The 13,379-nt window shown below is 59.4% G+C and carries 11 protein-coding genes; 4 read left to right on the top strand and 7 right to left on the bottom strand.

Annotation, left to right across the window (positions count from 1 at the left end):
• Window positions 1-20 precede the first annotated feature (20 nt).
• From H1B37_RS02020 to H1B37_RS02010, 3 genes are all read right to left on the bottom strand, one after another.
• Window positions 21-461 carry a hypothetical protein gene (locus tag H1B37_RS02020; RefSeq protein ID WP_182864938.1) on the bottom strand — a complete coding sequence of 147 codons (441 nt, stop codon included), beginning with the start codon at window positions 459-461 and terminating at the stop codon, window positions 21-23.
• A 96-nt stretch (window positions 462-557) separates the two neighbouring features.
• Entirely contained in the window at window positions 558-1,031 is a 474-nt protein-coding gene (locus tag H1B37_RS02015; RefSeq protein ID WP_353620764.1) for a TauD/TfdA dioxygenase family protein, read from the bottom strand.
• Window positions 1,015-2,016, bottom strand: a complete 1,002-nt coding sequence (locus H1B37_RS02010; RefSeq protein ID WP_182864936.1) for an aldo/keto reductase — start codon at window positions 2,014-2,016, stop codon at window positions 1,015-1,017. The genes H1B37_RS02015 and H1B37_RS02010 overlap by 17 nt, the downstream gene beginning before the upstream one ends.
• Before the next feature lie 335 nt (window positions 2,017-2,351).
• On the opposite strand from H1B37_RS02010, the gene H1B37_RS02005 reads away from it, so the two are divergent.
• The gene (locus H1B37_RS02005; RefSeq protein ID WP_182864935.1) at window positions 2,352-3,431 is read left to right on the top strand and encodes a Gfo/Idh/MocA family protein; all 1,080 of its coding nucleotides are present in this window, start codon (window positions 2,352-2,354) and stop codon (window positions 3,429-3,431) included.
• A gap of 225 nt (window positions 3,432-3,656) precedes the next feature.
• Here the strand turns inward: H1B37_RS02005 and H1B37_RS02000 are convergent, their stop codons facing one another.
• On the bottom strand, window positions 3,657-3,914 hold the full coding sequence (locus H1B37_RS02000; RefSeq protein WP_182864934.1) for a putative signal transducing protein: 258 nt from the start codon (window positions 3,912-3,914) through the stop codon (window positions 3,657-3,659).
• 140 nt (window positions 3,915-4,054) lie between these two features.
• On the opposite strand from H1B37_RS02000, the gene H1B37_RS01995 reads away from it, so the two are divergent.
• Together H1B37_RS01995 and H1B37_RS01990 are read left to right on the top strand one after the other, a co-directional pair.
• Window positions 4,055-5,512 (top strand): sulfatase family protein, encoded by a 1,458-nt coding sequence (locus tag H1B37_RS01995; RefSeq protein WP_182864933.1) that lies wholly within the window; start codon window positions 4,055-4,057, stop codon window positions 5,510-5,512.
• Window positions 5,513-5,728: 216 nt separating this feature from the next.
• On the top strand, window positions 5,729-6,724 hold the full coding sequence (locus H1B37_RS01990) for a C-terminal binding protein (RefSeq protein WP_182864932.1): 996 nt from the start codon (window positions 5,729-5,731) through the stop codon (window positions 6,722-6,724).
• A gap of 14 nt (window positions 6,725-6,738) precedes the next feature.
• Here the strand turns inward: H1B37_RS01990 and H1B37_RS01985 are convergent, their stop codons facing one another.
• The gene (locus H1B37_RS01985) at window positions 6,739-8,976 is read right to left on the bottom strand and encodes an alpha/beta hydrolase family protein (protein ID WP_182864931.1); all 2,238 of its coding nucleotides are present in this window, start codon (window positions 8,974-8,976) and stop codon (window positions 6,739-6,741) included.
• A gap of 353 nt (window positions 8,977-9,329) precedes the next feature.
• Between H1B37_RS01985 and H1B37_RS01980 the strand changes: the two genes are divergently transcribed.
• On the top strand, window positions 9,330-9,962 hold the full coding sequence (locus H1B37_RS01980; protein ID WP_182864930.1) for an adenylate kinase family protein: 633 nt from the start codon (window positions 9,330-9,332) through the stop codon (window positions 9,960-9,962).
• Window positions 9,963-9,992: 30 nt separating this feature from the next.
• Here the strand turns inward: H1B37_RS01980 and H1B37_RS01975 are convergent, their stop codons facing one another.
• Window positions 9,993-11,717 carry a hypothetical protein gene (locus tag H1B37_RS01975; protein WP_182864929.1) on the bottom strand — a complete coding sequence of 575 codons (1,725 nt, stop codon included), beginning with the start codon at window positions 11,715-11,717 and terminating at the stop codon, window positions 9,993-9,995.
• Window positions 11,714-12,964 (bottom strand): outer membrane protein assembly factor BamB family protein, encoded by a 1,251-nt coding sequence (locus tag H1B37_RS01970; RefSeq protein WP_182864928.1) that lies wholly within the window; start codon window positions 12,962-12,964, stop codon window positions 11,714-11,716. The genes H1B37_RS01975 and H1B37_RS01970 overlap by 4 nt, the downstream gene beginning before the upstream one ends.
• Between the last annotated feature and the right edge of the window lie 415 nt (window positions 12,965-13,379).

The following is a 13,379-nucleotide window of genomic DNA, read 5'->3' as shown; positions in this document are numbered from 1 at the left end:
TACCGAAGCGCCGTGAGTTGTCAGGGGGCCATTGTCGGATCGACGTTGTCTGTTGGACGCGATGCCGATGGTGATTGCACCGCCCTCGCTGCGGCGCGTTCCGCCTGACGCGCCGCCAACATCGCTTGTGCTCGGGCACGCTCGGCCGCCATTCTCGCGTGCATCAGTCGTAGATGAAAGAGCATTGCCGATCCGAGGACGAGACAGAGCACGATTCCGATGGTCGCCCGTTTTCGGTAGGCTCTGCTAGCGAACAAACTGACGACAAACAACGCCAGGGCGAGAAGCATGAATCCGAGCGGCGGCAGATTGGGCATCATCCACGCCCAGCATCCCATCATGACCGAAGCTGCCCCGACCCAGAAGCACCACATCGCCAGCCCCGAACCCCGCACCTCGCTGTCGGGCGCTTGCTCCGTTTCCGGCGGCGTTTGGTAGGGATTGGTAAGAACGTTGTTCATCGGCCGTTTCGGGTCGGGGTCGAGATCAGACGGAGTACCCATGGGATGGGCAATGTGGCTGGTGTTAGGATATCGCACGCCAAACGGCCCTGCCACTCACACGGGACGGTCGCCGGAGATCGCCACGCGGCGCATCTCGCGGCGGTATCCCGAGTAGTCTCCGACCGCGTGGTGCAGCACGGCGCGGTTGTCCCAGAACGCGACCGCCCCTTGCGACCAACGAAATCGACACGTGAACCGTTCGTCGCTGGCGTGTCGAAACAGGTACTCCAACAGCGGCGCGCTTTCCTGTTCGGTCATGTCTTTGAATCTGACCGTGAAGGTTCGATTGACGAACAACATCTTGCGCCCGGTTTCTGGGTGCGTCCGAACGACCGGGTGCTCCATTTCCTCATAGGCCTTGTCGCTGGTCTGCACCTCCATGTTTTTCCAGTTCGATTTCGAGCGTCCCTCGGGCGCGAATGGCCCGCGCGCGGTGTGAATCCCGGTCACGCTCTGGAGCATTCGTTGCATGCCGGGCGAGAGGGTTTCGTAGGCAAGGTACTGGTTGGAATCAGCGGTATCGCGAATTGTCGCCGCCGTCCCAGAGGTCGGGATTGCTGCCCAGGGCGTTTTTGAGTTCTTCGGTTGCGTGGTCGAGCTGGTCGATCGTTTCCGTTGGCAGTGAACGCTCCAGGAAGCCGGCATTTTGTCGTGCCTGGTCGGCGTTGCGCGCCCCGGCGATGATGCTGACGATGCCGGGTTTGGCGATCGTCCAGGCGAGTGCCAATTCGGCCATCGTGCAACCGACCGAGGCGGCGATCGCTCGGATTTGATCAAGCGCCGCAAAGGTTTCCGCCTCGCAGCCCGGTTCGCCGTGGCGTGCCTTGGGACGATCGGTCGTGAAGTGCCGCGATCGGGCGCGGCCGTCGGGAACTTCGGCCGCGGTGTTGTACTTGTCCGCCAGCATGCCGTGCATCAGCGGGCTGTAAACCAGGATCCCGATGCCTTCTTTGACACAGCGCGGTTGGACTTCAAACTCGATCATTCTTGCGAGCAAGTTGTAAGGCAACTGGTTTGTCAGCGGCTTTTGTAACGGCACGAGATCGCCGAGGTCGCCGACGCCGGCATTGCACACCCCAATGTGCCGCACTTTTCCCTGCGATTGCAACTCTCGCATCGCGCCCCACGTATCGGCGATCGGCACGTCGGGGCTGGTCCAGTGGGTTTGATAGAGGTCCAAGTAATCGGTCTGCAAGCGAGTAAGTGATTCTTCGCAGTCGGCGACGACATCGGAGGGGCGCATCTTGTCGGGCCGGATCTTGCTGGCGATGACCAGTTTGTCGCGCAGCTGGTTCTCGGCGACCACTTTCCCCAGCAGTGTTTCACTCGCGCCGTCGCCGTACATAGGAGCGGTGTCAAAGAAATTGACTCCGGCATCCACGGCAGCCAACATCGCCTCGACCGATTCGTCTTCGGAACGGTCACCCCAATGAAAGTCGCTGGTGATCCCCCAGCATCCAAAGCACAGTTGGGAAACGGAAAGGTCGGTGCCGGGGAAGGAGTGGTATTTCATTGAACGATCGGTGCGTGGATACTGCGGAGGTGCCATTGAAGGAGGATCACGAGTGCAACAGTGTAGCAGTCCATTGAGGTTACAATGTCGATCGCAATCGTGAACACGTCTGCGATGTCGAGGTGCATCAGGTTTGCACGAATCGGCCCGGCTTTCGTCGCCATCGGTGTGGTACGGTGCCGACGCATTTCCCATTTAAGGTACGATCGTCTATTCAGTGTGATATTTTGGTCGCTGGCCCCCTCATCCCCAGCCCTTCTCCCCCGCAAAGCCGGGGGAGAAGGGAGCCATGCCGAGAAACTGGACGCTACTTTCCACCCCAAGCTTTACACCACATGATCCATCACCGCTCTCTTTCACGTCGTCATTGGCTGGCCGCGTTGCCGGTGGTTGCAAGTGCAGCCGGGCAAGTCTGCAAGGCCGCCGAGCAACCTCGGATTCGCATCGGTCAAATCGGCACCAAACACGCCCACGCCAGCGGCAAGCTGGCTGCGATCCTGAAGTTCCCGGAAACGTATGAGCTGGTCGGGGTGGTCGAACCCGATGCGGAACGTCGTGCGGCGCTGAGCGAACGTGATCCCTATCGAGGCGTCAACTGGATGACGGAGGCGGAGTTGCTCTCGACGCCTGGATTGCAAGCCGTGGCCGTCGAAACGGACATCCCGAACTTGGTTCCGGCGGCGGTGCGGTGTTTGAATTCGGGGATGCACATTCACTTGGACAAGCCGGCCGGCGAATCACTGGATGCCTGTCGCGCGATGCACCAGATCGCCACGGAGCGCGGGCTGACCATCCAGATGGGATACATGCTGCGGTACAACCCGGCGTTTCAGTTTGCCGATCAGATCGTCCGCGACGGATGGCTGGGTGAGATCACCGAGATCAACGGGATGATGGGCAAGTACATGAACGACGGAGGCCGACTGGAACTGGCCAAGATCTCGGGCGGCGGAATGTTTGAACTTGCCTGTCACTTGATCGACCAAGTGGTCTCGTTGCTCGGGCCGCCGGACAACGTGACGTCACACTTGCGGCGGACGTTTCCCGAGAAAGACTCGTTCGCGGACAACCAATTGGCGGTCTTTGACTACCCCAAAGCGATCGCGACGATTCGCTGCAATCACATCGATCCGATGGGCGGTGCTCGTCGCCAGTTTTCAATCACCGGAACCGAGGGCACGTTCGAAATCCGGCCGCTGGAACCGACGCCCAGGGGCAGGCTGGGGCTGGATCGCCCGCGCGGTGAGTTCAAAAGAGGTTACCAGGACGTGGCGTTTGAAAGCCCCACGGGACGCTACGACGCGGAGTTTTTGGATTTGGCCAAGGTGATCCGCGGCGAAAAGAAACTGCGATGGGACGCCGAGCACGACATCGCAACGCACGAAGCGGTGCTGCGGGCCAGCGGGATGCTTTGACGCATTTATCGTTGGCGGATTAATATGGTGTTGGTTTCTTGTCCGAGCTGAAGTTGCCCCCTCGTTTTGTTTGGTGAGTGAATGCTGGAGGGAGTCGTATCAGGCGATGATTGCTGGCGTGCAATGCCAGCACGTGGCGTGAGCCAGTGGCGGGCGATGGCGTGCGGTAAACGTTAGACATCCCAGGACAGGCCGCTCGCTAACGCGTCCCGCTGGCATGGATCGTCAGTCGTCGAAGACCGGTGGGTCCATCTTGATTTCGGCGATCACTTGACGGGCCCTGTCGGCGTCCTGTTCGAATGTTTTGATTTTGACCATGCCGGGCGCTTCAGCTCGAAAACCGGAAGTAAATCCGCCGGTCGCGACGGCGCGTATCCCGGCATCTTCAAGCACCGACACGACGACCGAAGCCGATAATTCGTCGGCTCGCTCGGCGACCGTGACCAGTTTCGAAAGATCGAGGTTCTTTTCGCCATCGGACATGATGAACGCTCATCAAGAAAGGAATATGGGCAAGTGTGTGTTGAATGCTTTAGGATACAACATGGATGGCCAGGCGTACCCACGGATGCCATTCCGAGTGACATCCGTGGGTACGCTTTGCCATCTGTGGGGATAAGATAATGGATCACTCAGTGCTGGGAACGATGACTGGAATTCGGGCAATCGCATCAGGCTTTGCAACAGCCATCGCGATCTTGCTGGGCTGTTCGGCAGGAGACACGTTTGGCAGCGACCGGCAACCGAATTTCCTGGTGATCGTCAGCGACGATCAACGGCCCGACACGATCGCCGCCTTGGGCAACCCGGTGATCGAAACCCCAAACCTGGACCGACTGATTCGCGAAGGGACGACATTCCAGCGTGCGACGTGCGCGTTTCCGTTGTGCGTTCCCAGCCGCGCCGAAATCCTGACCGGTTCGACGGCGTTTCGCAACGGCGTCCCCTACGGCGGCGGGCGGCTGAAGCCCGGACAAACGTTCTGGGCCGATGCGCTGCGCCGGGCCGGATACCAGACCTGGTATTCGGGCAAGTGGATGAATGACGGTTCGCCGAAGACGCGCGGATACGATGAAACAAGTGCGTTGTTCAGCAGCGGCGGTGCGGGAGCGTTGGGCCGTGAACCGCGTTACGGACGCTACGGGCGGCAGATCACGGGCTACCGCGGGTGGACGTTTAAAACCAACGATGGGAAACCGGAACTGGAAAAAGGAATCGGCCTGGTCGGCGAAACGAGCAAGCATATCGCCGACGGCGCGATCGCACTGTTGCAGCGCAAGTCGGACCAACCCTTTTTTCTGCACGTCAACTTCACCGCCCCACATGATCCATTGATTCTCCCGCCGGGATACGAAAACAAATACAATCCGGACGACGTGCCGGTGCCGGGCAATCTTTTGCCGGAGCATCCGTTTGACCACGGGAACCTGAAAGGTCGCGATGAACAACTCCTGCCGTGGCCGCGAACGGAAACGGAGATTCGCCGTGAGATCGCAGCTTATTATGCGGTCATCGACGACATGGATCATCAGATCGGTCGGATCCTAGAAACGCTGCGACAATCGGGCCGCGATGAAAAAACCGTGATCATCTTTACCAGCGACCACGGCTTGGCGTTGGGCAGCCACGGATTGATGGGCAAACAAAACATGTACGAACACACGATCGGCGTTCCGTTCATCATCGCCGGACCGGGGATCCCTGCGGGGAAGCGGACCGATGCGCAAATCTACTTGCGAGACATGTATCCGACGACGTGCGAATTGGCCGGTGTCCCGATTCCCCAATCCGTCGACGGGAAAAGTTTTGCCGCGGTTTTGAATGGCACGGCGGACCACATCTATCCGGCAGTCTATGGCTATTACCATGATGCCCAGCGGATGATCCGCACCGATCGTTGGAAATTGATCTGGTATCCTCGGATCGGCAAGACGCAACTGTTTGATTTGGAGCAGGATCCGCAAGAGCGAAATGATCTTTCATCGTCGATCGAGTATGCGGCGATCCGAGACGAATTGGCCGAGCAGATGCAGCGGTGGTTTGCGGAGCATGGCGCAGACTTCGCGCCGGCTGCGAAATGACGAGTGCGATTGGTTCAGGAACGATGACGCACCAAGATTGTCGATGGCCGATGGCCAACAGAGGGCGATATTCACCATGGACCTTGGGCGTTGCCCAAGGCTATGGGTGTAAACGGCCTTTGGCCGAATCCTCGCGACGCGACCCATTTTTTGCCCCCAGGTCTACTCGGTTCGCTACTGATAGAGTCGTCTTTTCACACGGAGAACCTGCGATCGATGAAGCAACGATTCAAGGTGGTGATCACCGATTTAATGACCGAACCGCTTGATGCGGAGCGGCGGGTGCTGGGCGAGGTCGCCGATGTCATTGCGCTCGATGCGAAGAACGAAGCGGAGTTGGTCGGCCAAATCGAAGACGCCGACGCGGTGATGGTCTATCACTACCTGACGTTTTCAAAACGCAGCATCGATCGGTTGTCCCATTGCCGCGTGATCGTGCGTCCCGGAGTCGGCTACGACGCGATTGACATCGCTGCCGCACGCGACCGCGGCATCCCGGTTTGCAACGTGCCGGACTACGGCACGGAAGAAGTCGCCGATTCGGCGGTCGCGATGGCGATTTCCCTGGCCCGTGGAATCCACCTGCTGAATAGTCGGTTGCGACGGGGTGTCGGCGCGTGGAATGTCGACCAAGCGAAACCGATTCCACGACTTCGCGGTCGGCGTTTCGGAATCGTCGGGTGCGGACGTATCGGAACCGCCACGGCGCTGCGGGCCAAGGCGTTCGGGTTGGAGGTTGCGTTCTATGACCCGTACGTGCCTGACGGGATCGACAAGGCCTTGGGAATCCGGCGTGCCGAACGATTGGACGATCTATTGTCGTCGTCACACATCGTCAGCGTGCACTGCCCACTGACGGACGAGACACGTGGAATGATCGCGGCAGCGGAAATCGCCCGGATGCCGCAGGGATCGTTCTTGGTCAACACCGCGCGGGGCGGCATCGTCGACACGGCCGCAGTGGTGGACGCCTTGGAGCGAGAGCACTTGGCCGGTGCCGGGATCGATGTGCTGGAACAAGAACCACCACCGAAAGACAGCGTGGTGCTGGCGGCCTGGCGCGACCCGAAGCACCCCGCACACGACCGACTGGTGCTCAACCCGCACACTGCCTATTACTGCGAGCAGGGCAGCGAAGAATTCCGCACCAAGGGTGCACAAGAAGTCTTGAGGGCGTTGTTGGGACAACCGCTTCGCAACGTCGTGAACTGACACATCGTTTTGCCCTACTTGGATGCCGGCTTGGGCCAATCCAAATGTTTGTGCAGAAAGTCGAACGTGCCCTTGCCGTTGATTGTGTGTGGTCCGTCGAACCATTCGATCTCGGTCCGGTCACCGATCTTGAGTCGGGCGGCATACAGGTTGCGGACTTCGGCGTACTCATGCGCGACCCATTGATCCGTTCCGACGCCGTCAAAGTGCCCGCGTTCGACCATGAAGGGGCGTGGGCAAATCAGCGCCGCCATCTCGGCATAATTGAACGTCTCGCCGAGGTTCCACTCAAAGATCTCGTATTCCCCCGTGCCGACATAGCTGAACGGGTGCCGGGTTGAGGCGTTTTTGAGCACCCATTCGTTGAAATCCGCTGAACAGATCGACAAACAGTAGTCGGTCACAAGTGCGGGAATTCGCATCGCAGACTTTCCACCGTAGCTGAGGCCATAAAACGCAATCCGCTGGGGGTCGACCTGAGGCAGAGTTTGCAGCCAATCGACGATCTGTTGGTGCTGGGGAACGATTACCGAAAACAGCGTCTTGCCCAGCGGGTTGGATTTGCGTTGAAGCGTTCGAAAGCGATCTTTGAACAGGTACGGATTCTGCGGTGCGAACACGATAAAACCGCGGCGAGCGAGGTTGGCGGCAAAGTCGTGGTAGGCACGATGGTCACCGAGGAAGGTGTCGGCCGGGCGACCCTCCAGACCGTGCTGGCAGACGACGACCGGACGCTTTTCGTCGGGCTTCAGGTTGTCCGGCAGAAGCAGCACACCGTAGGCGATCACATCGTCAAAAACATCCAGCACCACTTCGTATCCGGTCCAGCCGGGTTGGCGATAGGTTTCTCGGACACGGGCATTGGGCGGCAGTAGCGGATCGTCGAAGTGGCCGATGACAGAGTGACGAAAAAGGTTGCGATAGTGCTGCGATGACCGGACGTAGTTCTCCACCGAATTCGTGTCCAGGTGCTTCATGAATTCCTTGCGGACGAAGGGCGATTCGCGCAACAACAATTGATTGTGGCGATCAAGTCGTTCCACCAACCGTGTTTGCATGGCCGCCGCATCGACCTGCTTTGTCACCTTAGAATCGCCTGGCTGCACTCCGGCAGACGGCCGATCGGTCAGCCATTCGGCAAAGCGGTCCGTCGTTTCCTGGTCGCACGGTGCGTCACGCAATTCTGTTTCTTCGACGTGCCAGTGATCGTTATCGATCCATGGCTGCGCCAGCCGGCGTGCGCGTTCGACTTCTTCTTGGCCCTCACGCAGGGAGATGGGCGCGATCACCCCGGGAGCACCACCGCCACTGCCGTCAAAAATCCGTTCGGCGATGCGGGCATGATTGACCAACACCTTGCGGGGCGCGATCAGCGTCAGCATTTCCGCATTGCCAAATTCATCGAGCAGACCAAAGACGTTCCGATCGATCGGCTCGGTCCAAATCGATTCGCTTTTGCCGATGTAGCCGGCGACACAGATTGCGTCGATACGCTGGTCGAGCGCGGCGGTTGCCAGGGCAATGCGTCCACCGTCGCCGGCGCCGATCACCCCGATCGGCAACGCGGAATCGAAGCTGTCGATCGCCGCCCGCACCGTCTGGACTTCGTAGCCGATCGGATGGCGACCGAGTTCAAAGGCCGCACGATAGATGTATTCGCGGTTGGTCAGTTTGGCGCGGCCTCGTGGATTGATTTCCCGGTTGATCAACATGGGCACCAAGACGCGACAGTTCTGTTCGGCTAACCGTCGGGCGAATTGCAACTCGCGTTCGATCCCCTCGGAAACGCCACTGATTTGCGACGGAGTTTGGTCGCAATCCGGGATCGCAATCACATTGGCCGTCACCGTGGCGGGCTCCACTGGTTCCAGCAATAGCCCTTCGCCGTAGACGGAAACGATCGAGCGGCCCGGATCGGGGTCTTCCAGAACGGGCCATCGGACGCAGTGCACTCGATAACCTGACGGCGCGTGAACGTCGGCGGATGCGACGACAAATTGGCGTTCGATGGTGACCGGCGACACGCGGTCCTCATGGGCGCCAAGGATGCGGGCCAAGCGTTCGCGGTTGGACTGCACCGATCGCGAATAGGCCTGTGCGGATTCAAAGCTGCGGTTCCAATGCCGCAAGCGTCCCGCGGCAGACTGGTCGATCTTGCGGAGCAGGTACCGATCGATTCCGTCGACCATCTGTGATGCGAGATCGCCGTCGACTTCAAGCGGCGACGCCGCGGGAAAGACTGCACGTGGCACAACGTCCGAGGACTCTTGAGCAAGGCCCATCGGGGCGCTGACGGCCCCCCAAAAAATCACGATCAGGATCGTGACACAGCGCAGTCGAACGAATCGGAAAGATGCAATTGGACGGAGACGAGCCATGTGCAAAGCCGGGCGAGGAGGATCGATCAAGCGGTTTTGGAGACCGGGAAGGGAGCTGATGACGCACAAAGCGATGGCACAAACGCTGATGGATTGGGCAGCTGGTCACCCGCGACAGCATCTACCCGATCGCTTTGACACGTTAGAGTGTACTCTCCGCCGGACGGCACCGGAGTTGCTGACGGTGATGCTGTTACGATCAATCTCCATCAACACCGATCAAGAAAATGCACAAATACGTGATCATGGGCGTGCAAGGATGTGGCAAGGGAACCCAGGCGGCCAAATTGGTCGAGGCGTTTGATCTGGTGCACATCAGTGTCGGAGACATCTTTCGCTGGCACATCAAGAATCACACCAAGCTGGGCGCCCAAGTCAAACGGATCGTCGCTTCGGGCAACCTTGTCGGCGACGACATCGTCGAAGGCATCGTTCACCGACGGTTGGACGAGCACGACTGGAATTACGGATTCATCCTGGACGGATTTCCCCGCAGCGAGTCGCAAGCGTTGTTCTTTTTGGAAACGTATGACATCGACGCGGTGATCCACATCGAGGTGCCCGACGACGTCGTCCGACAACGCGTCTTGTCGCGGCGTTTGTGCAGCGGATGCGGGTTGGATTACAACCTGATTTCACACCGTCCAGCGGTGGAAGACGTCTGTGACGTGTGCGGCAGTCCGTTGCGTGCGCGTCCCGATGACACCGAAGAGGCGCTGGCGGGGCGGTTAAAGGATTACCACTCGAAAACCAAGCCGGTGCTGAGCCTGTTTGAGCGCAAGGAGTTGGTGCTAAACATCGACGGGACCGCATCGCCCGATGCGATCCATCAAGCAATCCGCGAGAAATTGGGACGTTAACCGCTTCAGTCTGAACGCAACGGCTGCGATCTACAACGGCTCGACCGTGACGCGGTGGAAACGGTAGGCACAATCATAGGTCCCCAAAAACAGTGATCGATCGTTGGGCGTTTTCCAGTAGTCCGACAAAGACAATTGATCCGCCGATCCCTTCCAATCGATCACCAATCGCCCGTCGACGGTGACGGTCACGCCGGAGCCGTGAACGGTCGCGACGATCTGTGAGAGACGGTTTTGTTTGAAGAGGTCACCGATAAAGGTCGTGTCATTGCCGACGTTTTTTCCGTCAACATTCTCCAGCGCCGTCGACGCGTCGCGTCCCGATGTGTGGTTGACGAGCACGACGAACCGCCGGTCCCCCTTGCGCAACCCCAGCAACAGACCGTTGGGAACGTCCAGGGGCTCTGCGACGACCGTGATCCGATATTGTGGTGGAGGCGTGTAGGGGAGTTCCAACCGCACACCGTATTGCTTGTTCGATTGGATCGCCCGCTGTTGGCGGGACCATTTTCCGGTTTTAAAGCAGCTGTCCAACTCGAGTCCATCCAGCAGGTCAATCTCTTCGCCCGGCGGGTCGGCAATCACAGCCGGGCCGAGCACCGTGGGTTTGGCCAAGTCCGACTTGAATTCGATCGGTTGGGGTGGCGAATCGTCGGCATCGCGGACTTGAAAGTAGCCCCAAAGCTGCTCGCGACCGCCCTCGGTTTCGATGTCCACGCGATAGCTGACCGGGGTCGGGCGATCGAAAACGCCGAGTTCGATCGGGTGGGCTTCGCCAGCATCCGTCGAAGTGTCGACATCGATCCAGGGACCATCGATTGCAGTTTGAAAACGGGCACGCAGGGACTTTACCGTCGCGGCGTCGGGAACATCCAGCTTGAGCGTCGCCATTTGTCCCGGCTGGGGCTGAGGCGGTTCGGGGCGGGCGCGGAACTGTGTGAATAATTCGATTTGCGGGTCTTGTTTTGGTTCGGTCGGTTTCCACCCGAGACGTTTTTTCTGGTCGTCGTCGATCCAGGATTCGTTGATCCAGCCGTGGTACTGCGCCCTGCTCATGACGGATCGGTTGCCCGGTTCGGGGTGTGGCAGCCCGACCGTGTGACCGAGTCCTTCGTGATAGATCACGCAATCCGAACCGCGATAGGGCACGCGCCATCCGTCGGCACTGACCAATCCCCACCCGATGCCTCGATCGGCCAGGTAGGTCGCCCTTGCGCCGCCGAGTGCCGACCCCGGAAAATGGTTTCCTCCGGTCACGATCCCTTCGAACTCGGCCCGACCGTCTTTCCATGCGAGGCGAAAGAAATCGTCCAACGGTCGATGGTTGATATCGCTTAGGGCCAACACGATCGGGAACCCATCGTCGTTGGCCATTCCCACTTCCAGCCGCTGGTCGATTTCCGAGAGCGTTTTGAAAAAGATCGCATTGGCATCGCCGCGACGCAACTCCGACGTGGTCCACTTGGAGACCATTGGCGTCGGATGGACAGTGACGTCCAAGCGGCTTTGTCCTTGAAATTCTCGCTGGTGAAACCGCTGAATCCGCGCGCAGTAGTAATCCACGCGGTCCCGCCAATCGACCAACGGGTTTCGATCGGCGGGGACGAAGTAGACGACCGTCAGCTTGATGATGGACGTGTCATGTTTTCCGTCCCAGGTCGTGGTTTGGCCATGACAGAACGATGACAGCAGCGGGTTGGTCCACAGTGCCAAGCCGACCAGCAGCATCACGATCGGCGGGAAACGCAAGATCAACGATTTCCAATACAAAACAGGTGCTCACGGGTTCGAAGATACAGTTTTCCGTCGGAGATCGCCGGTGAAGCGAACACCGATTCACCGAGGGAGTTTTCGGCGACGATCACGGGCTCTCGTGATGCTTTCATCACGATCGTTTCGCCGTCATCGGTGGTAAAGTAAACCAAGCCATCGGCGGTCACCAGCGAGGCGCTGAAGTGGCGTCCCAAACGCTCACGCCACAACCGCTCTCCCGACTTCGTGTCGAAACAATGGGCGATGCCGCGGTCGTCGGCGATGAACAGCAATCCGCCGGTGACAACGGGCGACGGGACATAGCTCTGTGCCGCGGTCACGTGCCAGTTGACGTGGGTGTCGGTCACATCACCGACTCCGCCGGGACGAATCGACATCACGTGGTAGGTCGGAAAGCCGGCCGTGAGGTAGAAGTTTTCATCGTCGAAGACCATCGACGCGACGAATTGCTCGGTCGGACCTTCGATCCACCACAGTCGCCGGCCGCTGCGTGGATCGAATCCGGCGACACGTTTGCTGCCGGTCATGACCGCCTGCATTTGGCCATCGATTTCGCGCAACAGCGGCGTGACGTAGCTTCGCGTTTGATGCACGCGCGGAGTTTTCCAGACCAGATCGCCCGTCGCTTTGTCGAGTGCCGCCAGATACGATTCTCCGTCGTGATCACCGTTGACCAGCAGCAAGTTTTCAAACAGGACCGGGCTGGTGCAATAGCCGTGAATGCTGGAGAACGCTCCGACGGTGACCAACCATTTCTGGTTTCCTTGGTGATCGTAGCTGGCAACGATCATTTCGCCGGGTTCGCCGCGTTTGCCGCTGGTGTCGTCGGTTTGAAAGAACGTGACGTAGACATGGTCAGCGTCGGCCGCGGGGGTTCCCGACGCGTGGCTGTTCAATTTATGCATGCCCTCCAGCGGCGCCGCGATCACCTCGCGCGTCCACTGCGGTTTGCCGCTGGCCCGATCCAGGCAAAGCAGCAAACGGGCTTGCGTGGTCGGGTCGCACGAGGTCAGGAAAATCGAATCGCCGACCAGGACGGGCGAGGAGTATCCTGATCCTGGGACGGGGGTTTTCCACCGGATGTTCTTTCCGCTGGCGGCGTCCCACTCGGTCGGAGCGTCGGTTTCGTGGCTGGTCCCATCCCCGCGCGGGCCACGCCACCCCGGCCAGTCTTCGGCGTGGCAGCAGGCACCGATAACAAGCATGGTGAAAAGTAGTCCGACTCTCATGTTTGGGTCCTAGAACGAATTCGTTTGCCGCCGCCGCGATCCGGCGGGTCGGCAAAGTATATTCGAATCGCAGAACGCCGGTCACATGGCCGTGCCGGACCAAGCGCCGCTGCAAGAAAGAGATATCGAGTTCGGCGCTATAGGTAGGTCAGGCTGTGAATGACAAGCGTTGGCGTGCACAGCATGCCCTACTAGGCGAGGCTTTGTCCCTCAACACGTAGCGGAAGCCGCCAAGGCTTTCGACTTCGCAGCAGTCCACAGGGGAAACGCCGAAATTCTTGGCGAATTCCGCTAACACGTACGACGCTTGCCGCGTTGAGGGACAAAGTCTAAGCGTCTGTGGATTGACTAGCCCGCGGCGTGAGCAAGGGGCGCAGCAGATTCACTCGCTTGCGTTTCGGGCTTGCAGGAGCTG

The sequence above is a fragment of the Stieleria mannarensis genome, from assembly GCF_014154935.1.
GTDB lineage: Bacteria > Planctomycetota > Planctomycetia > Pirellulales > Pirellulaceae > Stieleria > Stieleria mannarensis.
This window is presented reverse-complemented; position numbering and strand designations above follow the sequence as displayed.

What these genes read in the sequence shown, in the direction of transcription:
- H1B37_RS02020 (WP_182864938.1), bottom strand. Translation starts at nt 461, where the DNA reads ATGAACAACGTTCTTACCAATCCCTACCAAACGCCGCCGGAAACGGAG.
- H1B37_RS02010 (WP_182864936.1), bottom strand. Translation starts at nt 2,016, where the DNA reads ATGAAATACCACTCCTTCCCCGGCACCGACCTTTCCGTTTCCCAACTG.
- H1B37_RS02005 (WP_182864935.1), top strand. Translation starts at nt 2,352, where the DNA reads ATGATCCATCACCGCTCTCTTTCACGTCGTCATTGGCTGGCCGCGTTG.
- H1B37_RS02000 (WP_182864934.1), bottom strand. Translation starts at nt 3,914, where the DNA reads ATGTCCGATGGCGAAAAGAACCTCGATCTTTCGAAACTGGTCACGGTC.
- H1B37_RS01995 (WP_182864933.1), top strand. Translation starts at nt 4,055, where the DNA reads ATGGATCACTCAGTGCTGGGAACGATGACTGGAATTCGGGCAATCGCA.
- H1B37_RS01990 (WP_182864932.1), top strand. Translation starts at nt 5,729, where the DNA reads ATGAAGCAACGATTCAAGGTGGTGATCACCGATTTAATGACCGAACCG.
- H1B37_RS01980 (WP_182864930.1), top strand. Translation starts at nt 9,330, where the DNA reads ATGCACAAATACGTGATCATGGGCGTGCAAGGATGTGGCAAGGGAACC.
- H1B37_RS01970 (WP_182864928.1), bottom strand. Translation starts at nt 12,964, where the DNA reads ATGAGAGTCGGACTACTTTTCACCATGCTTGTTATCGGTGCCTGCTGC.